This window comes from Rhodospirillales bacterium, assembly GCA_020638175.1.
Taxonomy (GTDB): domain Bacteria; phylum Pseudomonadota; class Alphaproteobacteria; order Micavibrionales; family Micavibrionaceae; genus JACKJA01.
Genome location: JACKJA010000002.1, coordinates 1,757,509 through 1,778,660, shown reverse-complemented (window position 1 = coordinate 1,778,660; position 21,152 = coordinate 1,757,509). Strand labels below are relative to the sequence as shown.

24 protein-coding genes are annotated in these 21,152 nt (G+C 52.2%); 10 read left to right on the top strand and 14 right to left on the bottom strand.

Features of this window, described 5'->3' with window-relative positions:
- Positions 1 to 122: 122 nt before the first annotated feature.
- From H6868_08830 to H6868_08820, 3 genes are all read left to right on the top strand, one after another.
- Entirely contained in the window at positions 123 to 809 is a 687-nt protein-coding gene (locus H6868_08830) for a protein-L-isoaspartate(D-aspartate) O-methyltransferase (GenBank protein MCB9989416.1), read from the top strand.
- Between the two features lie 18 nt (positions 810 to 827).
- Entirely contained in the window at positions 828 to 1,814 is a 987-nt protein-coding gene (locus H6868_08825) for a peptidoglycan DD-metalloendopeptidase family protein (protein MCB9989415.1), read from the top strand.
- 98 nt (positions 1,815 to 1,912) lie between these two features.
- Positions 1,913 to 2,968, top strand: a complete 1,056-nt coding sequence (locus H6868_08820) for a DUF3592 domain-containing protein (protein ID MCB9989414.1) — start codon at positions 1,913 to 1,915, stop codon at positions 2,966 to 2,968.
- Here the strand turns inward: H6868_08820 and H6868_08815 are convergent.
- Entirely contained in the window at positions 2,965 to 3,312 is a 348-nt protein-coding gene (locus tag H6868_08815; GenBank protein ID MCB9989413.1) for a hypothetical protein, read from the bottom strand. The genes H6868_08820 and H6868_08815 overlap by 4 nt on opposite strands.
- Before the next feature lie 125 nt (positions 3,313 to 3,437).
- Here H6868_08815 and yajC point away from each other — a divergent pair, with 125 nt between their 5' ends.
- Genes yajC through H6868_08790 form a run of 5 tightly spaced genes read left to right on the top strand, consistent with a single transcriptional unit; the run spans position 3,438 to position 7,447 of the window.
- Positions 3,438 to 3,767: a preprotein translocase subunit YajC gene (yajC, locus tag H6868_08810; protein MCB9989412.1), complete on the top strand. Its 330-nt coding sequence runs from the start codon at positions 3,438 to 3,440 to the stop codon at positions 3,765 to 3,767.
- An 18-nt stretch (positions 3,768 to 3,785) separates the two neighbouring features.
- Positions 3,786 to 5,339: a protein translocase subunit SecD gene (gene secD, locus H6868_08805; GenBank protein ID MCB9989411.1), complete on the top strand. Its 1,554-nt coding sequence runs from the start codon at positions 3,786 to 3,788 to the stop codon at positions 5,337 to 5,339.
- Between the two features lie 15 nt (positions 5,340 to 5,354).
- Positions 5,355 to 6,305 carry a protein translocase subunit SecF gene (secF, locus tag H6868_08800; GenBank protein ID MCB9989410.1) on the top strand — a complete coding sequence of 317 codons (951 nt, stop codon included), beginning with the start codon at positions 5,355 to 5,357 and terminating at the stop codon, positions 6,303 to 6,305.
- Positions 6,306 to 6,308: 3 nt separating this feature from the next.
- The gene (locus H6868_08795) at positions 6,309 to 6,683 is read left to right on the top strand and encodes an Mth938-like domain-containing protein (protein ID MCB9989409.1); all 375 of its coding nucleotides are present in this window, start codon (positions 6,309 to 6,311) and stop codon (positions 6,681 to 6,683) included.
- Between the two features lie 11 nt (positions 6,684 to 6,694).
- On the top strand, positions 6,695 to 7,447 hold the full coding sequence (locus tag H6868_08790) for a TerC family protein (protein ID MCB9989408.1): 753 nt from the start codon (positions 6,695 to 6,697) through the stop codon (positions 7,445 to 7,447).
- Positions 7,448 to 7,449: 2 nt separating this feature from the next.
- On the opposite strand, the gene H6868_08785 is transcribed toward H6868_08790, so the two are convergent.
- Entirely contained in the window at positions 7,450 to 8,055 is a 606-nt protein-coding gene (locus tag H6868_08785) for a superoxide dismutase (protein ID MCB9989407.1), read from the bottom strand.
- Between the two features lie 172 nt (positions 8,056 to 8,227).
- On the opposite strand from H6868_08785, the gene H6868_08780 reads away from it, so the two are divergent.
- Positions 8,228 to 8,494 (top strand): hypothetical protein, encoded by a 267-nt coding sequence (locus H6868_08780; GenBank protein MCB9989406.1) that lies wholly within the window; start codon positions 8,228 to 8,230, stop codon positions 8,492 to 8,494.
- Here H6868_08780 and H6868_08775 read toward each other — a convergent pair.
- The 12 genes from H6868_08775 to H6868_08720 all read right to left on the bottom strand — a co-directional run bounded on the left by H6868_08775 (position 8,457) and on the right by H6868_08720 (position 19,451).
- Positions 8,457 to 9,824 (bottom strand): hypothetical protein, encoded by a 1,368-nt coding sequence (locus H6868_08775; protein MCB9989405.1) that lies wholly within the window; start codon positions 9,822 to 9,824, stop codon positions 8,457 to 8,459. The two genes, H6868_08780 and H6868_08775, sit on opposite strands and share 38 nt — an antisense overlap.
- A 2-nt stretch (positions 9,825 to 9,826) precedes the next feature.
- On the bottom strand, positions 9,827 to 11,188 hold the full coding sequence (gene trmFO, locus H6868_08770) for a methylenetetrahydrofolate--tRNA-(uracil(54)-C(5))-methyltransferase (FADH(2)-oxidizing) TrmFO (GenBank protein ID MCB9989404.1): 1,362 nt from the start codon (positions 11,186 to 11,188) through the stop codon (positions 9,827 to 9,829).
- A complete protein-coding gene (locus tag H6868_08765) occupies positions 11,175 to 11,621 on the bottom strand; it encodes a DUF1284 domain-containing protein (protein ID MCB9989403.1) in 447 nt (148 codons plus the stop codon). The genes trmFO and H6868_08765 overlap by 14 nt, the downstream gene beginning before the upstream one ends.
- Positions 11,609 to 12,442: a hypothetical protein gene (locus tag H6868_08760; GenBank protein MCB9989402.1), complete on the bottom strand. Its 834-nt coding sequence runs from the start codon at positions 12,440 to 12,442 to the stop codon at positions 11,609 to 11,611. Before H6868_08760 ends, H6868_08765 begins: the two co-directional genes overlap by 13 nt.
- A gap of 72 nt (positions 12,443 to 12,514) precedes the next feature.
- Positions 12,515 to 12,874 carry a hypothetical protein gene (locus H6868_08755; protein MCB9989401.1) on the bottom strand — a complete coding sequence of 120 codons (360 nt, stop codon included), beginning with the start codon at positions 12,872 to 12,874 and terminating at the stop codon, positions 12,515 to 12,517.
- Positions 12,875 to 12,984: 110 nt separating this feature from the next.
- Positions 12,985 to 13,527 (bottom strand): hypothetical protein, encoded by a 543-nt coding sequence (locus H6868_08750; GenBank protein MCB9989400.1) that lies wholly within the window; start codon positions 13,525 to 13,527, stop codon positions 12,985 to 12,987.
- A 98-nt stretch (positions 13,528 to 13,625) separates the two neighbouring features.
- Positions 13,626 to 14,753, bottom strand: a complete 1,128-nt coding sequence (locus H6868_08745; protein MCB9989399.1) for a glycosyltransferase — start codon at positions 14,751 to 14,753, stop codon at positions 13,626 to 13,628.
- Positions 14,734 to 15,819, bottom strand: coding sequence for a CDP-glycerol glycerophosphotransferase family protein (locus H6868_08740; GenBank protein ID MCB9989398.1), 1,086 nt, complete (start codon positions 15,817 to 15,819; stop codon positions 14,734 to 14,736). The genes H6868_08745 and H6868_08740 overlap by 20 nt, the downstream gene beginning before the upstream one ends.
- A 3-nt stretch (positions 15,820 to 15,822) precedes the next feature.
- Positions 15,823 to 17,103, bottom strand: coding sequence for a DegT/DnrJ/EryC1/StrS family aminotransferase (locus H6868_08735; protein MCB9989397.1), 1,281 nt, complete (start codon positions 17,101 to 17,103; stop codon positions 15,823 to 15,825).
- 1 nt (position 17,104) lies between these two features.
- Positions 17,105 to 18,106 (bottom strand): Gfo/Idh/MocA family oxidoreductase, encoded by a 1,002-nt coding sequence (locus H6868_08730; protein MCB9989396.1) that lies wholly within the window; start codon positions 18,104 to 18,106, stop codon positions 17,105 to 17,107.
- On the bottom strand, positions 18,103 to 18,582 hold the full coding sequence (locus H6868_08725) for a GNAT family N-acetyltransferase (GenBank protein MCB9989395.1): 480 nt from the start codon (positions 18,580 to 18,582) through the stop codon (positions 18,103 to 18,105). Before H6868_08725 ends, H6868_08730 begins: the two co-directional genes overlap by 4 nt.
- Positions 18,583 to 18,656: 74 nt before the next feature.
- Positions 18,657 to 19,451: a glycosyltransferase family protein gene (locus H6868_08720; protein MCB9989394.1), complete on the bottom strand. Its 795-nt coding sequence runs from the start codon at positions 19,449 to 19,451 to the stop codon at positions 18,657 to 18,659.
- A gap of 159 nt (positions 19,452 to 19,610) precedes the next feature.
- On the opposite strand from H6868_08720, the gene H6868_08715 reads away from it, so the two are divergent.
- Positions 19,611 to 21,149: a hypothetical protein gene (locus H6868_08715; protein ID MCB9989393.1), complete on the top strand. Its 1,539-nt coding sequence runs from the start codon at positions 19,611 to 19,613 to the stop codon at positions 21,147 to 21,149.
- Positions 21,150 to 21,152: the final 3 nt, after the last annotated feature.

Here is a 21,152-nt window from a genome sequence, read left to right as displayed (position 1 = left end):
GTTTATTAGAAAAGGCTATCAGAGCGCCGGAGAAAAAAGCAAGAAAAACGGGATTCTTTTTTGTGGATGGTTGCTGTATCCTGTGATTATTCGATGGGGTCTCAAACGAAACATTTTTGATTATGAACGCGCATGTCGCCCGAAAAATAAGACTGATTATGCATCTCCGGTCGATGGGGGTTTCCGATACCAATGTGCTGGCGGCGATGGAGAAAGTGCCGCGGGAGCTGTTTATTCCCGATGCCATGGCCGATCAGGCTTATGAGGATATTGCCGTGCCGATCGGGCGCGGGCAGACGATTTCCCAGCCTTTCGTTGTGGCGAGCATGACGCAGGCGCTGGGGATTAACGACCGGTCCAAGGTGCTGGAGATCGGGACGGGATCAGGGTATCAGGCCTGTATCCTGGCGCATCTGTGCCGCCGGGTCTACACGATCGAACGGCACAAACCGCTGCTTTTGCAGGCCGAGAAGATGTTCGATCGTTTGAAGCTGCGGAATATTACGGCGATTGCCGGAGACGGGATGAAGGGCTGGCCGGGGCAGGCGCCGTTCGATGCGATTATCTGCACCGCCGCCGCGCAGGGCGCGCCGCCGGATGCGTTGATCGACCAGCTTAAAACCGGGGGGAACCTGATTATTCCGGTGGCGCTGAACGATCATCAGGTATTGCGGCGCTATACCAAGGAAAGCGATGAAGGTACCTATGCGGTTAAAGACCTGATGCCGGTACGGTTTGTGCCGCTTTTGCCCAATCTTGCCCCGGCAAGTGAAGATGACGACGATCAACCGGTTTACGCCCGCCAGTGAACGGTGTATTTTAAAAAAATGAAACGTCATGTCTTGTCAGGCGTCCGCCTGATTCCGTTTTTACTGCTTGTATTGCTTGTTTCGGCCTGTTTTAGCCGGCAAGCGCCTGCGCCCTATACGCATTACGGTTTGCGGGGGGGGGCGGACAGCGCCGGGGCGCATATTGTGGAATCCGGCGATACGATCTGGAACATTTCCCAAAGATACCGCCTGTCGATGCAAGATGTGATTTACGTGAACAAATTGCGGCCGCCTTATGCGCTGGCCGTCGGGCAGTGGTTGAAGCTGCCGCCGCCGACGACGTATACGGTGCGGCCGGGGGACAGTCTGTACAGCATTTCCCGGACCTTTAATGTGAGTGTGACGGAAGTTGCCCGCCAGAACCATCTGCAATCACCCTATACCATTCAAACCGGTCAGGTTTTGCGGATGCCGTCGCTGGCGGCCCGGCAAGCGGCTGCGCCGCGGCCTTCCGGACCGGCCAGTCGGCCGGGGGCTGTAACGCGGGAGGCGCTGGACGATCAGGGCAAGTCTGTGGTGACGCCCGCGGCAAAGCCGTCCGTGGTGACGCCGCAAACCAAAAAGACCGTGTTGAAGGCGGTAAAAACCAGCGCACCACCCCGGAGCAGCAGCAAGTTTGAATGGCCGATCAAGGGGCCGATTTTGTCGTCCTATGGGCCGAAAAAGGACGGGCTGCACAATGACGGGATCAATATCAAGGCTCCGAAAGGTGCGCCGGTGCGGGCGGCGGAAAACGGTGTGGTCGTCTATGCCGGGCGGGAGCTGGAAGGCTATGGGAACCTGGTGCTGGTGCGCCATGCCGATCGCTGGATGACGGCCTATGCGCATATGGACCGGGTGCTGATCAAGCGTGGGCAGGAAGTCAAACGCGGCCAGAGCATCGGCACAGTCGGGTCGAGCGGGAATGTCGATGCGCCGCAGCTTCATTTCGAAGTCCGGCGCGGGACGGAAGCGCTGAACCCGCGGTTATATCTGGAGAAATAGGGGGCAAGATGTCATCCTGAGCGAAGCGAAGGATCTTGGGAAACGAGCAAAAGATTCTTCGCTGGCGCTCAGAATGACAAACGGGGGAGATTTTTATTATGTTCGATGCGGTTTTCGGGATGGTCAGTGCTTATAATGCGGTGGCGATGCTGTTCATCGGGTTTGTGTTTTTCCTGTTTGGCGGGTTGATGATCGGCTATGCCGTTTATACCCGGACGACATGGCGGCGGGTGCGCGGGAAAATCGTGGCTGTGCGCACGTATGAGAGTGATAAAAGTACGATGTACCGGTCGGTTTATGAATTTGTCGATGCTGACGGGAAACTGGTTCGGGTGCCGGATAATTCCAGCAGTAGTATCCTGAAGGGGCGGCTGCCGGGGACGGCGGTTCGTTTGCTGGTCAATCCGTCTAATCCCGAAGATGTTCGGCAACCCGGTGTTTTCCTGTTTATTTTTGGTGCTATTTTTGCCGGGCCGGGGATGTTTTTGCTGGCCGCTGGCGGCCACCAGTTTGATTTTGGCATTTATTCCGTGCTTCTGGTTTTGGCGATTCTGGGAGGGATCATTTACAAGATCAGCAAAATTATCAAACCCCGGAGTGAGTGGGAAACCAAGGAAGAATTCCGGGAACGGATGGCGCAAAAGCGGGTAGAGAAATATGCGAAGGAGCGTGATGTTTCCGAACAGGAAATTCGCGACAAGCTCGATAAATACAGCCGGACGGTAATGGCATGGACACCGGTGACTTTGTTGCTGGCGTTCGGGCTGATTGCCGGGGGCGTTTATTTCTGGAAGGACACGCAGGCATTTTTGGAGGTGGCCGTTCCGGCACAGGGGGAGGTTGTCAGGATGATAAGCGAGTATGACTCTTCCGATGGCGGGGGGTATACCTATTACCCGGTGGCCGGGTTTGAAACGCTTGAAGGTCGGCATTTTGAATTTAAAGACAAGGTCGGCAGTAATCCGCCTTCGTTCAAGACAGGGGATGCCGTTACAGTTCTTTACGACCCGATGAATCCGCAAAAAGCATGGATCGACCGGGGGCTTATGAACTGGTTCCTGCCGGGGATTTTATATGCGCTGGGCGCGGTGATTTTCGTTATGACGCTCCGGAATATATCCGTTCATCGCCGCCGCCAGCAATACCGGAACTAGCCGAACGTTACGCTGTCGCTGCCCCACAGGTTGCGCGGATGGTCGGAGAGCTGGACGAAGACGCGGTTCGGGTGAATGTGCAGTGATTGTTCCAGCAGGTCACAGAGCGCTGCGACATACCGGGGGGCGTCTGCCGGTGGCAGGCCGAGGCTTTTCAAATGAACAAAGGCACAGGTTTCTTCGCTGCCGCCGAAACTCATCGCGATATCGGTTTGCAGGCCGATCATGACTTTTTCAGCGGGTTTACCGGTCATTTCGGCCACGGCACTGGTGGCGTCTTTCAGAAAGATTTCTTTTTTTACGAGGCCTTCATGGGCGTTGGTCTGAACCAGAAGGTAGGGCATGGGTGATCCTTTCTTTTCATGTGATTCATGTGAATTATAGCGGCTTGCCTCTTGCCTTTGGGCGGGGGCGCGTTATAGTCCGTCACAGATTTTCGTGAAATATAACGCAAACAGAGGACAATACAATGCTGATTTCTACAGCTTATGCCGCGGCCGATGCCGGTGCGCAAGCGGGCGGTGCCGGGGAAGCTTTTATGCTCAACATGTTACTGATCGTTATGATGATCGCGCTGTTTTGGGTGTTAATGATTATGCCCCAGCAAAAACGCTTTAAAAAGCACCGGGCGATGCTCGATACGCTGAAAAAAGGCGACAAGGTGGTGTTTGCCGGTGGTCTGGTCGGGAAAGTCGACAAAATTAAGGAAGGCGAAGAAGAAATATCCATCGAGCTGGCCAAGGGCGTTAATGTTATGGCGCTGCGCTCCACCGTTCAGACGAAAGCCGAAAAAGACTAACAGGTTGAAAGCATATTCATGATCCATATTGCCCGCTGGAAAGCGACCCTGATTATTATTGCCTGCGTTTTGGCGTTTTTATACGCCGCGCCCAACATGACCGGCGCCGGGGCGCGAACGTGGGTGCAGGATAACCTGCCGGGATGGTTGCCGCACAAGACGGTTAATCTGGGGCTGGATTTGCAGGGAGGATCGCATTTGCTGCTTCAGGTCGATGTCGGCGTTGTTCTGAAGGAGCGGGCCGAAGGCATGGTGTCGACGGCGCGGGAAGAGCTGCGCAAGCAAAAGATCGGTTATACCCGTATTTCAGCTATTCCGGGTGGGATGCGCCTGATGCTGCGCGGGACGGAGGATATGGATAAGGCGAAAAAGATCCTGCGCGGGCTGGAACAGAATATCGATGTGATCGCCAGCGAGGACGGCAAGACGCTGGAGGTGACGTTTAACGATGTTGGTCGTAAGCAGATAACCGACCAGACGATCGGCCAGTCGATTGAGATCGTGCGCCGCCGGGTCGATGAAACCGGGACAAACGAACCCGTGATTACCCGTCAGGGTGAAGACCGGATTATCGTACAGCTTCCCGGCGTGGAAGACCCGCATTACATGAAAGAATTGCTGGGCCGGACGGCAAAGCTGGGCTTTCATCTGGTTGATCTTGAAAACCGCGCGGGGGGAACGCTCAGCCTGCCGATGCTCGAAAATCCAGGGCAGAAACTTTCCGTTGAACGCCGGGCGATGATTACCGGCGATATGTTGACCAATGCGCAATACTGCCAGTCGCAATACGGCCAGTCGGCAGTGTGTTTTAACCTGAACGGGGTCGGGGCCAAGAAATTCTGCCGCGTGACGCGTGAGCATACGAACGAGCCGTTTGCGATTGTCTTGGACAATCAGGTTGTGAGTGCGCCGAACATCAACGGGCCGATTTGCGGAGGGTCTGGCCAGATTACTGGCGCGTTCAGCGTTCAGGAAGCCAACGATCTGGCGCTGCTGCTGCGGGCCGGGGCTTTGCCGGCGCCGCTGAATGTTCTGGAAGAGCGGACTGTCGGACCCTCACTGGGGGCGGATTCTGTGGCGGCCGGTAAAACGGCCAGCCTGGTCGGGCTGGCGTTTATCCTGATTTTTATGGCTTTGGTTTACGGACTGTTTGGCCTGATGGCCAATGTGGCGCTGGTTGTTAACGTGGCGCTGATTTTTGCCTTGCTGTCGGCGTTGCAGGCGACATTGACGCTGCCGGGGATTGCCGGGATTGTCCTGACGATCGGGATGGCGGTCGATGCCAACGTCCTGATTTTCGAGCGTATCCGCGAAGAGATTTCCAAGGGCCGGTCGCCGCTGGCAGCGGTGGATGCCGGATACAGCCGGGCGATGTCGACGATTATTGACTCTAACCTGACGACGTTGATTGCGGCGGTTATCCTGTATTCCTTTGGAACCGGGCCGATCAAGGGCTTTGCCGTGACGCTGGGGATCGGGATTGTGACGTCATTCTTCTCGGCGATCTGGGTGACGCGGTTGCTGGTGGTGAGCTGGCTGCAGAAAAAGAAACCAAGCGTATTGCCGATTTAATAGGGAACAAAAGACATGAAGGGCATTAGACTTATCCCCGAAGGGACGAATATCAATTTTATCGGTGTGCGCTATGTGGCGTTCGCTATTTCGCTGCTTGTTATTTTGGGGTCGTTTGGCCTGTTTTTTAACAAGGGGCTGAGCTTCGGGATCGACTTTACCGGCGGAACGATGATCGAAATTCGTACTCCGGTGGTCGCCGATCTCGGCGAAATGCGGACGATGCTGAATGGCTTGGGAATTGGCGCTGTGTCGATTCAGGAATTTGGCGCGCCGGAAGATTTGCTGATCCGCTTGCCGCAACAAGAGGGCGGTCCGGAGGAACAGCAGGCGGCTATCGTCAAGGTGCGGGCGGCGGTGGATGAACAATTCGGGGCCGAGGCTGTAGAGTACCGCCGGACCGAGTTCGTCGGGCCGCAGGTTGGGGAAGAGCTGAAGAAAGCCGGGTTTTTCGCGATTATCTTTTCGCTGGCCGGTATTCTGGTTTACATCTGGTTCCGGTTCGAATGGCAGTTTGGTGTGGCCGCTGTGATGGCGCTGGCGCATGATACGATTGCGACGGTGGGGCTGTTTTCGCTGACCGGGATGGAGTTTAATCTGTCGACGGTGGCGGCGGTTTTGATGATTGCCGGGTATTCGATCAACGATACGGTGGTTGTGTTCGACCGTATCCGTGAAAACCTTCGTAAGTACAGGAAAAAGCCGCTTTTGGAGCTTTTGAACGATTCCGTGAACGAAACTTTGTCCCGGACAATTTTGACCAGCGGTACGACCATTATTGCGCTGGTATCGTTATGGCTGTTTGGCGGGGAAGTGATCCGCGGTTTCGTCAACGCGCTGGTGTTCGGGATTGTGATCGGGACGTATTCCTCGATTTTCGTTGCCGCGCCGATCCTGACGTTCCTGAATATTCGGCGTGAGGGAAAAGTGGCCGGGGATGAGACGTCTGCGGCGGCGGCCCCGTAATTCATGGACATTACTCCTCTTATTAAATCCGGACAACAGGTTGTCGAGGGCTATGGCGTCGGGTTTTTTCGGATTGCCGGAAAGGTTTGGGAACAGCCGGTGATCGTGATGCCGGAGGAAACGGCTGCATGGGATCGCCGTAATGATTTCGATTGGGCAGAAAGTTTTTTCCGGTCTCTGGGGGGAGATGCATCTTTTCCCGAAATTTTGCTGATCGGGACGGGGGCGACGAGTGTCATGATCGCGCCGGAAATCCGTCAGGCCTTCCGGGATAAGGGAATCAGTATCGACGTTATGGATACGCCTGCCGCTTGCCGGACGTATAACGTGTTGATGCCGGAGGGAAGATCTGTTGCCGCGGCCCTGATTCCCGTGTAAAAATTATGACCATGATAGAACTTCTCATGTCTCCCGAAATGTGGGCCAGCCTTTTAACCCTGACGATTTTGGAAATCGTTCTGGGGATCGACAATATTATTTTCCTGTCGATTGTTTCTGGCCGTTTGCCCAAGGCGCAGCAGGCTATGGCGCGCCGGGTAGGGCTGTTGCTGGCGATGTTTATGCGGATTGGTTTGTTGGCGGCGGTGGCGTGGCTGGCCAGCCTGACGGCGCCGTTTATGACGCTTTTCGATCATGAGATTTCGTGGCGGGATATTATCCTGGCTGGCGGGGGCTTGTTCCTGATCTACAAAGGGACTGATGAAATCCACGATATGATGGAGGAAAACCCCAAACTGGAAGCCGCGATGAAAGTTCATGGTTTTGCGTCTGCGATTGTCCAGATTGTTATTCTGGATATTGTGTTTTCGCTCGATTCCGTGATTACTGCGGTCGGGATCGCCGATCACCTGCCGGTGATGATCGCGGCGATTGTGATTGCGATTGCGATTATGATGTTCGCGGCCGAGCCCGTGGCCCGGTTTGTCGATGATCACCCGTCTGTGAAAATGCTGGCGCTGAGCTTTTTGATCCTCGTCGGGATGGCGTTGGTGGCGGATGGCTTGCACTTCCACATTCCGCGCGGGTATCTGTACTTTGCCGTGGCGTTCTCGCTGGCGGTTGAAGTTTTGAACCTGATTGTCGCAAAAAAACGGGGCACGAATATGCGCCCCGTTTCCCAAGATCGTCGTCAGGAAGAGTAAGGCTACTTCTCCAGATTGTGGGCGACGAACTCCCAGTTAATCAGGTGTTCGACAAAGGTTTCCACGTATTTTGGCCGGGCGTTACGGTAATCTACATAGTAGGCGTGTTCCCACACATCGCAGGTCAGAAGCGCCGTTTTGCCGTGAACCATCGGTGTGTCGGCATTGGCCGTTTTCATGATTTCCAGTTTGCCGGTGGCGTTATCCTTGACCAGCCAGCCCCAGCCGGAGCCAAATTGTGTAACGCAAGCATTGATGAAGTCAGCCTTGAATTGTTCATAGCCACCGAGGTCTTCGTCGATTTTCTTTTCCAGCGCGGCCGGGATATTCGTGCCTTCGCCCTCGGGATACAGGCAATTCCAGAAAAAGCTGTGGTTCCAGACTTGTGCCGCGTTGTTGAATATACCCGCCTGTGCCGGGTTGCCGGCGGCGGCCATGATGATTTCCTCGATGGATTTGTCGGCCAGATCGGTGCCTTCCAGCAGCTTGTTGCCGTTGGTAACATAGGCCGCATGGTGTTTGTCATGGTGAAACTCCAGCGTCTCGGCGCTCATGTATGGTTCCAGCGCGTCATAGGCAAAGGGCAGGTCGGGTAATTCCAAGGGCATCGGGGCTCTCCTGTTTTGGTAAATGTTATAATGACGGTTACTAACCTATTGTTTTTTATGATGGGCGCAAGGGGAAAAAACCTCTTTTTTCCTTTACAGGTAACCTTTTGTAAAATATTGATATTTATAATAATTACAGGTTAGGGAAATTCATTACGGGAAAGGGGTCGTCATGGCCATTACACCGATCAATCCAGGCACGCCGGTTGCCGGCACCGGCAAAACGGACAAGCCCCAAGGGGCCAGAGAAGAAAAAAATATCAAATCATCCGCGACGCAAGATGTTGTGGAGATTTCTGTCGCCGCCCGCCAGAAGTTTGAGGAAAGCCAGAAGCTGAGTGAATCGCAAGCCAAGAAGACGGCCGAAAAAACGCGCGAGCAGCTGGCGGAAAATGATGAGGCTACGCTGGCGCCGGAAGGCTCGTTTTCCGATTTATAATTAAATCAATGGCGATGAAAGGCAGCGGTGCGCAATAGGGCACCAAATACCAGATCATTGCGCTGTATTCCGTGATTACAAACAGGATCCAGTAGACAAGGGCCGCGCAAAGAACGCCAGTCGCGAGGATTTTATCCGTCCACCGGTTATGTCCCCGTTTCAGGAAGGCGTAGAAAATAACCGGCGTGGCGATCCCCATAAATCCCCATGTGTTCATGATCCATTGCAGCAGGTTTTCAATGGTCAAAGACAAGGCTGTCAGGGTTGCCAGCATGACAATGGTCAGGATCCGCAGTACCCGGATAAAGCGTGGCCTGTCGGTTTCGATGTTAATATTCAAAACGTTTTTTGTGACGATCGAGGTGAAATTGAACACTTGATTGTCCAGTGTCGAGAGCATGGCGCTGATTACGAACACGCCAAACAGTGCGATGATTGCCGGGTGGGCTATGCTGTTTCTGAACAGGTCATTGAACACGTTTTGCGGATCAGCGCCGGGAGCCAGAGCCAGCATGTTCAGGGCGAACAGTATAATTCCCCCGACCAGAACAACGTCGGTGAACAGGGCGGCTATGGTCGCATTTCTTCCTACTGTCGGGGTTTTGGCCGCAAAGTAGCGTTGCCACAAATCAGCGTTGGCCGGGATGGTCAGGCCCAGAACGAGGCCGCCGACAACCCAGTTAAAGTCCGGATGTGTAATCTGGTCGAGCAGAACAGGGGTTTCCGGCCATGTGCCGAACAACAGGGTACCGACCGCCAGCAAAATCATGATGCCTGCCTGATAGATGTCGGTGCGGACGACGCTTAGAAAGCCGCCCAGAACGATATAAGTGCCGACAATGAAGGCGCCGATGATCGTGCCCGTGACAGTGCCGACATTTAAAAGGCCGCCAATGATATTGCCCGCGACGAAAAGCTGGGCTGTGGTTGTAATGATCGAGGCGTAAAGGGACAGAATTTTAATGCTCAGGGCCATGAGCGGGCCTTGCCGGTCTGTAATCAGATCCGGCAGGGTGATGTAATTATGTTCTCCGGCTAGTTTTTGTGCCTGTGGAGCCAGGAAGGCCATCAGGGCAAAGGCACACAGAAAAGCGACAATAATCCAGATGGAGCCAAAGCCCATCAGGGCGGCGAAGCTGAACCAGAAAATAAAGGCCGAACCGGAGCGCAGGTAGCTGACGATTGAGCCGTAGATGCTCCAGAAGCCAAGGTCACGGTTGCCGATAATGAAGCCGCTGCCGTGATCGTGATAGCGCGATTTCCATGATACCCACGCGAGGCCCGCGATATACAGGCCAAAGAAAATCAGGGAATATTCAAACTTATCCATGATTACACTTGTAGCGCGTCGATCCAGCCTTGTAAATCATGCCGCGCGCGGGCGGCGAGGGCCGGTTTGCGGTCCTTTTTCCTGATCTTGCGTTTGCCGTTGGGGCCAAGTTGGTCTTCCAGCGGCGGAAACAAGCCAAAATTAATGTTCATCGGCTGATAATGTTTGGCGTCTGCTCCCCCCGTTATGTGGGTCAGGAGTGCGCCCATCGCCGTGGTGGCGGGCGGTGTTTGCATATCTGTGCCCCTGATTTCGGCGGCGGCGAGGCGTCCGGCCATCAAGCCGACGGCGGCGCTTTCGACATAGCCTTCGCAGCCGGTGATCTGGCCTGCAAAACGGATTTGCGGCCGGGTTTTCAGGCGGAGTTGTTTATCCAGCAATTCCGGTGAGTTGATAAAGGTGTTACGGTGCAAGCCGCCGAGGCGCGCGAAGTCGGCTTCCTCCAGACCGGGGATCATGCGGAAGACGCGGGACTGGTCGCCGTATTTCATTTTGGTTTGAAAACCGACCATATTGTAAAGTGTTCCCAGTGCGTTATCCTGCCGAAGCTGAACCACTGCATGAGCAGGGCGTCCCGTATGCGGATTGGTCAGGCCGACCGGCTTCATAGGGCCAAAGCGCAGGGTTTCCGGGCCACGGGAAGCCATGACCTCGACAGGCATGCAGCCCTCGAAATAGGGGGTGTCCTTTTCCCAGTCTTTGAATTCGATTTTCTCTGCATCCAGAAGGGCTTGCACGAAACCGTTATATTGCTGTTCGTCCATCGGGCAGTTGATGTAATCGGCGCCTTCGCCCTTGTCATAGCGGGACTGGAACCACGCGACGTCCATGTTGATGCTTTCCCGGTGGACGATCGGGGCGATGGCATCGAAAAAGGCCAGCGCATTGGCTCCGGTCAGGGACTGGATGAAGGATGATAAAGCCGGGCTGGTCAGAGGGCCGGTGGCGATGATGACATGATCCCAGTTGGCGGGGATGTCATTGATTTCGCCATATTCAAAGGAAATCAGCGGATGGTCATGTAAGGCCTTGGTCACGGCGTCGGAGAACGCTTCGCGGTCAACAGCCATGGCGCCGCCCGCCGGGACTTTTGTGTTATCGCCCATCGCCATAATCAGGGAGTCGCAGCGACGCATTTCTTCATGCAGCAGGCCGACCGCGTTGTTTTCCGGATCGTCGGAGCGGAAGGAGTTCGAGCAAACCAGTTCGGCGCATCCCTCCGTTTTATGGGCCGGGGTCATGGTTTCTGGGCGCATTTCGTGCAGGATGACAGGGATTCCGGCTTGCGCGGCCTGCCATGCGGCTTCGCTGCCCGCGAGGCCCGCGCCGATGATGTGGAGCGAGAGGGGATTATCTGTCGTCATGTAACAACGTGTCCTTGTAGTTTGATTGGCTGACTTTGCTACATAAATCATGCCATTGACACCCGGCGCAAGCGTTTCTGATGTCGTTATTTGAAAAAGAGAGCCTAAGCTTTTTAACCATTTGCTGTGGTAGTCTCAGGATAGAGCCGTATGAAACATCGTTGCCCAGAAAATTGATGATATCCTCTAAAGCCCGGTTGTCGAGGGCGATATGGTCTTCGTCTTCACAGTGATAGTCAGCAGGCGGGTTTTTAACCAGAGGGGCGCAGATATCATCCGGCCCCTTGACGATTTTGACAGGTGTGCCCTGGTTGAGACGTGCGACAATGGTGTTAAAATTTTCCACGAACGCCGGCGAATAGCCTTCGCCGACATAGGTCAGGATGCATAAAAGGTGATGCGGGCGCAGGTTTATAGGTGTTAAGCCGGGCATGGTCTGCCCCCCCATCTTTGGCAGCGGCCCCTTTCGGCATTGTGATCTTTGATTATGTCGACAAGTTCTTGCCAGAGAGTGGCGCGCTCTTCTTCATGGGGATGGAGCGCCATAACAATCCGGGCAATATCGTTGTTTAATTCAACGACGTTATGGGTGGAAATATTGGCGATCCCGTGTTTGCTGGAAATTTCAGGAACCACGCCGACAAAAAGAGCCTGTCCTTTGCCCACGGGTTTACGGGCAATTGAAATAGGGGTGTCTTTGACACCTTTGTAGCGGGCGATAACATGTAGATTGTCATCGATTGCGTTTTCCAGAGCCGGTCCGTTCCCGTAGCATACGCCAATGGTATCTCCGTTTTCTTTGAATATTTGGAGAACACTTAAATCGTTATATTCGTTTTCCGGCGTCGGATGTGGGGCGTCAGGGGTTACCGGGCCTCTGGCGACGGCATTGAAAAAATTTAGACCCGGCTTTTGTGTTTTTTTGTTTCCCCATGCGGGGGCATATTCGATTGTCTCGCAGGCATAATAAGCGCCCGCACAAAGACCCATATAAGTTCCGCCGTCCTCGACATACTGACGAATGGCTTTATTCCCTTCGTCGCCGAGAACATCATAGTAATGGCATTCTTCCCCGATAATTCCCGGCAGAATAAAAGCCAGCGTATCCTGATCAAGCAGGGTTGGATCGCTTTGCATGGCGGAAGCCGTCGCATATTGTATGGAAATACCATAAAAACTGTCTTGTAAACTGCGGATCAGGCTGTTGATCGCAACATGACCTTCGGCAAACACGACTACTTTTTTCCGGGGCATGGGAGCTCTTTCCATTTTTTATCGCCCGGAACCATGCCGCAGCTTGTGGCGGCGGTCAACAAAAACCGGCGATTATATGTTCAGGCGAAGGCACGGGGCGTAGCTGTTGTCGCGTCTCATTTGATCTTTCATGCGCGCAGCGATTTTTTCCTGTAGATCGTCAAGAACACCATCATTTTCCATTTGAAGGGCTTTTCGTTGTTCTTGTGCCAGGTCAAGCAAGACAGTGGCGGCGATCATATTATCTTGCAGGTAGTTGATGTAAGACAGAGTCGCCGTTATTTCGGGATCGTTTTCGTAATGGTGTCTTAAGTCCATGAGAACATCGTGGGCGTGTTCCAGATCGCGCGGTTTTTTTGTACGCTCCGCTTTTTCCAGTATCGGCATAACAGCCTTGATTTTGTTGGCCCGTTTGTTTCTGTGTCGGTTCATTTTTTAACCCCGATTACCTTTTGACTTTTATCGTAGATATATAAGGGTGGGTGGTCCGTTATGGCAAGGCTTTTAACATAAATTATTTTGCTTGCGCGCAAGGGCCGGGTTTACGGGAAAATCCACGTGCCCGGCAGCTCATTGCTGGCGTAAATCGCCGGTTGCAGAACGGGCGAGTTCGGGTAGGCCATACCGTCAAAGCGCAAAATGGCATCGCGGCTTTGCAGGGTGCTGCGGCCTGAAACACGGATAATCAGGTCGCGCCAGCCTTCGGTGGAGCCTTCGCTGACCAGCAGGGGACCGCGCACGGGCGCGATTTCGGATATCAGATCAAAGTCTTCGTCATAGGCACGGAAGACGAGCATGCGGCAGCCGTTGATGTCACACCAGTGATTGTGTGGGCTTTTCATCAGGACAATTCCGTCGCGCCGTCCGTCGCCGTTCAGGTCGACGCGGGTGAACTGGTATTGTGATTGCGGTGGGCCGTGTTGCTGTTTCACATAGGCGTCGATCGTGGCCAGCATGACGCTGTTGCTGGGTTCACGGATGCTGGTTTCCGGTAGTGGCAGCAGAGGATCGCCGGATATTTCCGATGACGAGCCACAAGCGGTCAGAAGCGGGAGAATAAAAAGAAGGCAGATAAGGGCGCGCATGGGGAATGTCCATTGTCCAAGGTAAATGAATGGCCAGTATTTATGATTCTGACAGAGGGGACAAGTCGCGGCGGCAGAAAATAAAATTTAAAGGGGAGTTATCGTGATGACAGGACGGTTGCTAAAAGGTCTTCGAATTTTTTGACAACTGTGTCTGTCTCAAAATCCACGGGAAGCAAAGAGGCGCGAAATTTTTGCGTGGGGGCGGGATGAATGTGGCTCATGGCGTCGATGAAATGATCCATATCGTCAACGATGGTTACGGCATGGGGAGGGGCTGAGGCCGCAATTTCCTGAATGCCTCCCGCTGTGTCGGTGGCGATGACCGGCGTTCCACAGCAAAGCGCTTCCAGAGCTACATTGGGCAAGCCTTCGAAGCGCGATGGCAAAAGAAAGCAATCGGCGGCGGCGTATGAGGGCCAAGGGGCTGCTATTAACCCCGGTAAGGAAATGCGGTTTTCCAGCTTTTGTTCCGCGATCAGTTTTTCCAGATTTTCTCTTTCTTCCCCTTCGCCAAGGATCGTCAGGTGCCATTCATAAGGCATTTTTAGTTCGGCGGCGGCTATGATCAGGCGGTCAAACCCTTTTTGGCGATGGAGACGGCCTGCGGCCACGAAATGAACGGTTTTTTTCCGTTCCTCCGTGACAGGCGGCAAGGTGTTTTCATTTTGTCTTAAACCTGCCGTGTCGACCGGATTGCGGAGCAAGACATGGTTTTCCCCGCTCATGCCGAGCAGGGTTTTGAATTCGTCGATGATGATCCGAGCCGGGCTGACGATCAGGTCGGCCCAAGGATATAAAATCCGGTACGCCCAGCGAATAAGCATTCTCCGCAGGGGGGATGTTTGAAAAAAGAACGACGGTGTGATGGCTTCCCGGACGATAAAATGCGTGTTCGGGAAAAAAGGTTTGAGAAGCAACACGCCGAAATTCATGTGTGCCATCGTTGAAACGACGATATCAGGCCGGAGTTCGCGTAGTTTGCTGTAAAGTGCGAAAAGGCCCCGTGAAACACGTTTTTTTCCGAGTGTGTGAAAGGGGGTGTCCGGGGCGATGATGTCTCTCATCGGGCCTTCGTTGCTGACAGTCAGGAAGGCCGGAGAAAATTGTTGTCTGTCTATCCGGTTGGCCAGCGTGATAAGCACGCGTTCCGCACCGCCCGCCGTCAGGGCAGGGAGGAGGAAAAGAACGCGGGGTTTCGTTGTTTTATCGTCCGTTTTGATCATTTGTGTTTATTAAGCGGCTTATCAGGTTTTGTAAATTCACACTGGCCTTTTTTTGAAACATTTCGTTGGCGTTGAAATCAATAAAGTTTTCTTTGGCCATGACCTTTTCGATGTATGTTTCAACGTCTTCAGGAGTATCACATTTGGGGGCAAGGTGGCATCGTGTCAGATAGCAAAGATCCATATTTTTCTGGTTGGGCTGTATGCTGATGACTGGCTTTTTCATCAGGTAGGCATCGATTAGAGCCACAGTGCTCATGCCCGTTACAAGATCAGATGCAGAAATGAGGGTTGCAATTTCTTCTTCCTGAATGAAGACGGCTGACATGTTTTTAAACAAGTCACGATTGCTGATGTCTTCTCTGGGGTGCAGCCGGGCGATCACTTGAACCGGGAGGTCGCCCATGCCCTTTAGCAGGCAGTTGATCGAGTCTTTTTCAGTGTATCCCAGTTTTTCTATAGATTGCTGTTCACCGCCAAAATGGCTTGTAAGAGGCTGCGATAGATACAAAACCCAAATTTTCTCAGGCGCCAGGCCATAGCGTTGTGCCAATACTTTTCGCGTGTTTTCGTAGTCGTTATTGCTTTGGGCAAGTTTTTCGAAGCGCGGTGATCCGGTGATAACTATAAGGCCCTCAGGGATGCCCTCTTTAATCATTTCCGTTTTAGCATCATCGTTCATTACGGCAATGATATCAGGAAGACATGACAGGGGGATGCCCTCGTTATCCGCGAAGCGTTCTTGATAATTAAGCCAGTAATCGAGAAGGGATAGTGTGGGGATATTTTTCTCTTGTGCGGCTTTGATGATTGCCCGGTCAATGGTATCGCCGGCGGCGCTTGTGCCGGTCAGAACCAGATCGGGCCTGTGGGTGTCCAGAACATCGAGCGCTTCTGCATTTGAGAGGTGTTCGCAAAGCGTTACGTCGTGATTCTGCAATTCTTTGCAGGCCGTGTGATGGGCATATATGGCTGTACGGTAGTGACACCGGATTTCTGCAATCAGGGGCACGGCGGCGGCGGTGCCGCCAGCGTCATGAAACACCATCAAAATTGTTTTTTTCATCAATCAGGCCGATTGTTTTGTCTCTTTTAATTCGCCCATGTTGGCAGCAATTTTTTCGAAGGCTGTTGCAATAAGATCCACTTCTTTTCCGGATAATTGCGAGTGAATTTCCAGTGTTATCAATTCTTTTTCATGCTGCTTTTCGCACTCCGGGCACAAGCCTTTGTCGTAGTTTGTCTCTCCGAGGGTAAAGGGCCAGCCGTTTTTGCCGATCGCTATTTTTTGCTGGTACATGGGTTCCAGATAAATCGGTTTCACATAGCCACCGCCGGCCGGTACGCCTTCTGCGTTCAGGGCGGCGATGAAAAGGCTGCGATCGATACCCCCCATTTTTTCACGGTCGTATTTAATCGGAAATATATAAAAAGCGTGTTCACAATTATCCTGAACGTAGGGTGGCGTTAGTCCTTCGATATTTGCGAGCCTTTGTCTTAACGAATTGGCATGGCCGATGCGTTTTTTGACGAGAGGATCCAGTTTTTTATACTGTTCCAGCGCGATGGCGGCATGGAGTTCGGAGAGGCGATAATTCTGGCCAACCATGTTGGGCAGATCATTAAAACCCATGTCGCGGACGACGGCTTCGGCGTGGTTGCGGATCAGGGCTATTTTTTTCATTAATGTTTCATCGTTTGTGAAAACGATGCCACCTTCGCCGCAGTGGATGTGCTTGTGGTAATTCAGGCTGTAGACGCCCGCATCGGCGAGTGTGCCGCACATGCGGCCTTTGTATTTTACGCCCGGAGACTGGGCGGCATCTTCCAGAACCATCAGGTTGTGGTCTTTTGCGATTTGCATGATTTCATCGTAGTCAGCCGGGTGGCCAAAAATATCGACGGCTACGATGGCCTTGGTACGCGGCGTAATCTTTTCCCGGATGCTTTGCGGCGAGATGCAAAACGTGTCGGGGTCGATATCGGCAAAAACCGGAATGGCTCCCCAGACTATGGCGGAGGTAACGGATGCAACCATTGTGTAGGGGGGAACTATCACTTCGTCGCCAGGGCCTATGCCGAAGGCACCCATGGCGGCGTAAAGGCCGGATGTTGCTGAATTGACGGCCAGAGCATATTTGGCACCAACGAGGTCGGCAACGTAAGCTTCGAGTTCTTTGACAACGGGACCACCCCAAAAATCTTCGTCCCAGCAGCCGAGATATTTTGAAAGTACGCCGGTTTCCATGACGGCCATAACGGCGTCTTTTTCTTCCTGTCCCAAAGGGTTATAGTGGGTTAGGGGTTGTTTTATGACCGGGGTTCCACCGTTTATAGCAAGCTGGACCATTTTATTTTACCTCTATCATTGTTCCTGTCCTAGCTGATAGCACCAAGGCATCAACGATGGCAAGGGCGCACACAGCATCTTCACCTGTACAAGACGGCCTGATTTTTGTTCCATCCAGACATTCGATGATGTCGTTGATCGCATTGTAAGTGAAATCAATCAGTCCGCCGGAGATGTTTTTAGCGATGCCAAAATCCGTATAACCGGGAAACAGGGGGCTGGGCTCCAGATCGTATTTAAGGATTACGTGACCGCATTGTTCTGTGCGGATGCGGGCCTTGGTTCCGATTAGGTCGATATCTGCAAATGAATCACCGACTGAGGAGCCGCCATGAATGTAGGCGGATAGTCCGTTTTCAAAAATAAGACGCCCGGATAAATCGGAATCGTATGTTGCGTCCGGATCAGGTTCTGCCTGAACAGAAATGATTTCGCCCATAAGGAAACGAAATAGGTCAATAAAGTGAGATCCGTTGTTCAGGATTCCCTTCTGATAAATGGATGTTGCTATGCGGATGTTGCCGAGTTCGTCCTTTTCGATCATCTGCTTTGCTTTTTGAAAGCCTTTGTTGAAACGACGACTGTAATTAACAGATAAAATTATATTTTTTGCGCGGGCGTCTTCGACAAGATTCTGACTTTCCTGCACATCTTTTGTGATTGGTTTTTCGCACAGTATTGCCTTTACGGAGGGGTGTTGGAGCACTGTGTTGAGAATCTCGGCATGTGTTTCTGTGGACGATGCGATGCTGACAATCTCAGGGTTTGTTTTGTCCAGAATTTCCCAGATATCTGTGTAGGCATCGACATCCCAGTGCTTGGCGGCGGCGGCGGATCGTTCTGCGGATGTGTCACAGACAGCGGCAAATCTCGTGCGTGGATGTTCTGCATAGCTGGCGGCGTGGGTATGGCGCGGGTCATAAGTAGGGGTTTCATTAAATTGACTGCCGATGAAACCACAACCGATAACAATAGCTGAATAGGGCGCTTGCCGAGGCGTCATTTCTTGGAATCCTCATATTCACTACGCAAGATGCTCATGCAAATAGCGTCATAATAGGCGCTGTTTCTGAAAACGACCTGCCGCAGGACCCCTTCCTTAACGAATCCGGATTTTTTATAGCTTTTGACAGCGCGGGCATCTTGGGCGTTTACGCCCAGACCGACCCTGTTCATGTTCAGTTTTTCAAATGCGTATTTAACGACAAGGGCCGTTGTTTCCTGGCCGTATCCTTTTCCCCACGCTGTTTTGTCGCCAATCATGATACGGTATTCAGTGTTCCGGGTCAGCCAGTCAATTTCATGCAGACCGGCAACGCCAATATGCCGCCCGTCATCCTGAGCGCAGACTGCGAACTCGATATCCTTGTCGCTGTTGACCGTTGTTTCAAAATCCTTTTCCAGCTCATCCAGACGCGACGGGCGCCAGCCTCGATACATATAGTGCGTGACCTCGTCGTCATCTGTCCATTTGAGCATAGGTCCCTTAAGGTCTTCGCGTGTCAGAGCTCGTAAAAATACGTTTTTTCCAGCCAGAAATTTGATGTCTGCGATCATGATTGTTGGGCCTCTTTCCTTGCTTCTTCAATGGCTATGGCATCGGTTCTGTATTTGTGGGCATCGTTAATACTGTCCAGTTCCGGGCGTTCTTTCAACAACTGCAATATATCATTCATTCCGAATATCGTATCGGGATTATCCAGTGCCGCGAAAATCTCGCGGATTAGTTCCATATCTTCTGGATAATCAACAGTCCAGCGGGTTTGGCTGTAATCCTGATCTACGTTCATGTTGCCCAGACGCCAGCGGTCAGGGTGTTCGAATATATTGGTTGTAAACCATTCGCGCTCGAATGTGCCCTTTGTATTCTTCCAGAGGCTTTCCAGCGTTTCCATTGAAAAGACTTCTGTGTCCAGCCCATCGGGGAGTTTGTGGGATGAATTACAGTTCACGTAATCTATCTCATTCTGGTTTTCGATATAATATCTGATGGTGTTATCGATAATAACCGGATCAACCAGAGGGCAATCCGCAGTAATACGGACAACAATATCGGCGTTTCCGGTTTTGCATGGCTGGTAAAACCGATCGAGAAGATCAATTTCCGAGCCGGCGTAGCAGGAAAATCCGTATTGGGCGGCGAAGTCGACGATGGGTTTGTTTATATCGTTGTCAGCTGTAGTCAGTATGGTTTCATCGACCATGGTTGAGGCCATAACGCGTCTCATGACATGCCACAGGAGCGGTTTACCGCAAACATCCAACAGAACTTTGCCTGAAAGGCGGGTTGAACCCAGCCGCGCTTGAACAATAGCAATAACTTTTTTTTGGGGGGGGGCGTTTCTCATATAAAATCAAAATTATTCTTTAGTCAGGAAAATCAACACTTTTAAACTATGAACATGGGCTTGTTTTTGTTATATCCCATGTTGATGGCGAATGACAGGCTTTTATGTCCATATTATACGCTCATTTTTAGGCATTATTTATATCGCAAGAGGATCCGGATGGCTGATAGCGCCCCGATTTTATATGTTATTGGTATTGAGGGCCAAATTTACATGGCTAAAGCCTTGGGCGATGAATTGCAGCGCCCTGTTGTCGGTATTACCGTTTCTCAGCGGGCCGAGGAGATGCTGACGCCGGAACGGCGCGCGATGTTTCAGACAATCTATTCATTGCCGGATTTTTATCTGAGCCAGATTGATGAGATCAAGCAACTTAGTCAGGCGGATATGGATAAGGAACAGGCTGCTCTTGAGAAAGAGCTGAAGGTTAAATCCAGTGCGTTGTACACCAGTTATGACCGGACAATACGACCGCTTGGAAGCTTTAGAAAGATTCGGAACTGGCAGCTCTGTAATCTGCGATTTGCCAAGAAGGTATTTGATGAGGTTCAGCCGGCTTTCCTGCTGAGCGGGATTGCGATTTATCTTCAGCATGTGATGAACGATATATGTATGGACCGGCGGATACCGTGCATGCGTGTGGCGGCTAACCGTTCCGGTGGCACTGTCATGTATCATGCAGACGGGCAATTTGTCGGGATGGAACGCTGCTTTAACGATCTTCAGAAAATGGGAGATAAGGCTCTGGATGCTGAAACGCTGAAAGAGGCCGATGAGTTGTTCGATGCTTTTGTGAAAAGGCCGGCACCGCCGCAATACAGTGTTCTTGGATCAACTGTCGGGCTCAATGTGGGGTTATTAATCAAGAAGATACGTTGGGCTTTGCGGCCGGAGCATATAAATCCCAGTGAGCGTGTGAAAGCAGTTGACCGGGCCTATAATATTGAAACGCCCCCACATATGATTGTCGCGCACGCTGCCCGGACAGGGTTTTACCGGGCTAGCCAGAAAGTACAACGCGTTTTTGACTCTGAACCGGATATGTCGGTGCCGTTTTTGTACGTTCCCCTTCACTATGCACCGGAAGTTAGTGATATGTATTTCGGGGCTGATTACGATCACCATGAGGGATATATTACCCAGTTATCAAAGCATATACCGTTTGATTGCCAGCTCTACGTTAAAGAGCATATTTGTATGCTGGGGCGCAGGCCGACCAGTTTTTACAAAAATTTATCCAAATTATATAACGTCAAGATGATCGCTCCAGAGGTCAGTAGTTTTGAGCTGATAAAACATGCCAAGGCTAACATTATGGTTACGGGAACGGCCGGATGGGAAGCTTATTTGATGGGTAAACCTGTTGTTGCTTTTGGCGATGTGTTTTACAACTTTTTACCGGGCGTTTTATATTGTGATCTGGATAAAGATTTTCATGATAAGTTTATTGCTTACCTTGAGACCGTTGATATTCCGGAGAGTGAGCGGCGCAATGCTTACCGGGCTTATCATGCCTGCAGTTTTCCCGAACCGTTTGTAGATATCGGGGAGACGACAACGCGGGAAGAAGCGATGGAGATTGCCCGGAAATATGCGCGGTCTATGCGTGCCTTTATAAAAACGTGGCATAAAGAAATAAGCGAAAATCTGCCGGAAGATCTGCGCGATGCGCCCTTGTTGAAAAAAGTGAAGAGTTAGCAT

Bases quoted from the DNA above. Each gene is read 5' to 3' on its own strand.
- H6868_08750 (MCB9989400.1), bottom strand. From the start codon at position 13,527: ATGCGCGCCCTTATCTGCCTTCTTTTTATTCTCCCGCTTCTGACCGCT.
- H6868_08820 (MCB9989414.1), top strand. From the start codon at position 1,913: ATGTTCGATGCGGTTTTCGGGATGGTCAGTGCTTATAATGCGGTGGCG.
- H6868_08815 (MCB9989413.1), bottom strand. From the start codon at position 3,312: ATGCCCTACCTTCTGGTTCAGACCAACGCCCATGAAGGCCTCGTAAAA.
- H6868_08730 (MCB9989396.1), bottom strand. From the start codon at position 18,106: ATGACGCCTCGGCAAGCGCCCTATTCAGCTATTGTTATCGGTTGTGGT.
- H6868_08780 (MCB9989406.1), top strand. From the start codon at position 8,228: ATGGCCATTACACCGATCAATCCAGGCACGCCGGTTGCCGGCACCGGC.
- H6868_08775 (MCB9989405.1), bottom strand. From the start codon at position 9,824: ATGGATAAGTTTGAATATTCCCTGATTTTCTTTGGCCTGTATATCGCG.
- secF (MCB9989410.1), top strand. From the start codon at position 5,355: ATGAAGGGCATTAGACTTATCCCCGAAGGGACGAATATCAATTTTATC.
- H6868_08715 (MCB9989393.1), top strand. From the start codon at position 19,611: ATGGCTGATAGCGCCCCGATTTTATATGTTATTGGTATTGAGGGCCAA.
- H6868_08740 (MCB9989398.1), bottom strand. From the start codon at position 15,819: ATGAAAAAAACAATTTTGATGGTGTTTCATGACGCTGGCGGCACCGCC.
- H6868_08785 (MCB9989407.1), bottom strand. From the start codon at position 8,055: ATGCCCTTGGAATTACCCGACCTGCCCTTTGCCTATGACGCGCTGGAA.
- H6868_08720 (MCB9989394.1), bottom strand. From the start codon at position 19,451: ATGAGAAACGCCCCCCCCCAAAAAAAAGTTATTGCTATTGTTCAAGCG.
- yajC (MCB9989412.1), top strand. From the start codon at position 3,438: ATGCTGATTTCTACAGCTTATGCCGCGGCCGATGCCGGTGCGCAAGCG.
- secD (MCB9989411.1), top strand. From the start codon at position 3,786: ATGATCCATATTGCCCGCTGGAAAGCGACCCTGATTATTATTGCCTGC.
- H6868_08765 (MCB9989403.1), bottom strand. From the start codon at position 11,621: ATGCCCGGCTTAACACCTATAAACCTGCGCCCGCATCACCTTTTATGC.
- H6868_08830 (MCB9989416.1), top strand. From the start codon at position 123: ATGAACGCGCATGTCGCCCGAAAAATAAGACTGATTATGCATCTCCGG.
- H6868_08790 (MCB9989408.1), top strand. From the start codon at position 6,695: ATGATAGAACTTCTCATGTCTCCCGAAATGTGGGCCAGCCTTTTAACC.
- H6868_08745 (MCB9989399.1), bottom strand. From the start codon at position 14,753: ATGATCAAAACGGACGATAAAACAACGAAACCCCGCGTTCTTTTCCTC.
- H6868_08825 (MCB9989415.1), top strand. From the start codon at position 828: ATGAAACGTCATGTCTTGTCAGGCGTCCGCCTGATTCCGTTTTTACTG.
- trmFO (MCB9989404.1), bottom strand. From the start codon at position 11,188: ATGACGACAGATAATCCCCTCTCGCTCCACATCATCGGCGCGGGCCTC.
- H6868_08760 (MCB9989402.1), bottom strand. From the start codon at position 12,442: ATGCCCCGGAAAAAAGTAGTCGTGTTTGCCGAAGGTCATGTTGCGATC.
- H6868_08735 (MCB9989397.1), bottom strand. From the start codon at position 17,103: ATGGTCCAGCTTGCTATAAACGGTGGAACCCCGGTCATAAAACAACCC.
- H6868_08755 (MCB9989401.1), bottom strand. From the start codon at position 12,874: ATGAACCGACACAGAAACAAACGGGCCAACAAAATCAAGGCTGTTATG.
- H6868_08725 (MCB9989395.1), bottom strand. From the start codon at position 18,582: ATGCTCAAATGGACAGATGACGACGAGGTCACGCACTATATGTATCGA.
- H6868_08795 (MCB9989409.1), top strand. From the start codon at position 6,309: ATGGACATTACTCCTCTTATTAAATCCGGACAACAGGTTGTCGAGGGC.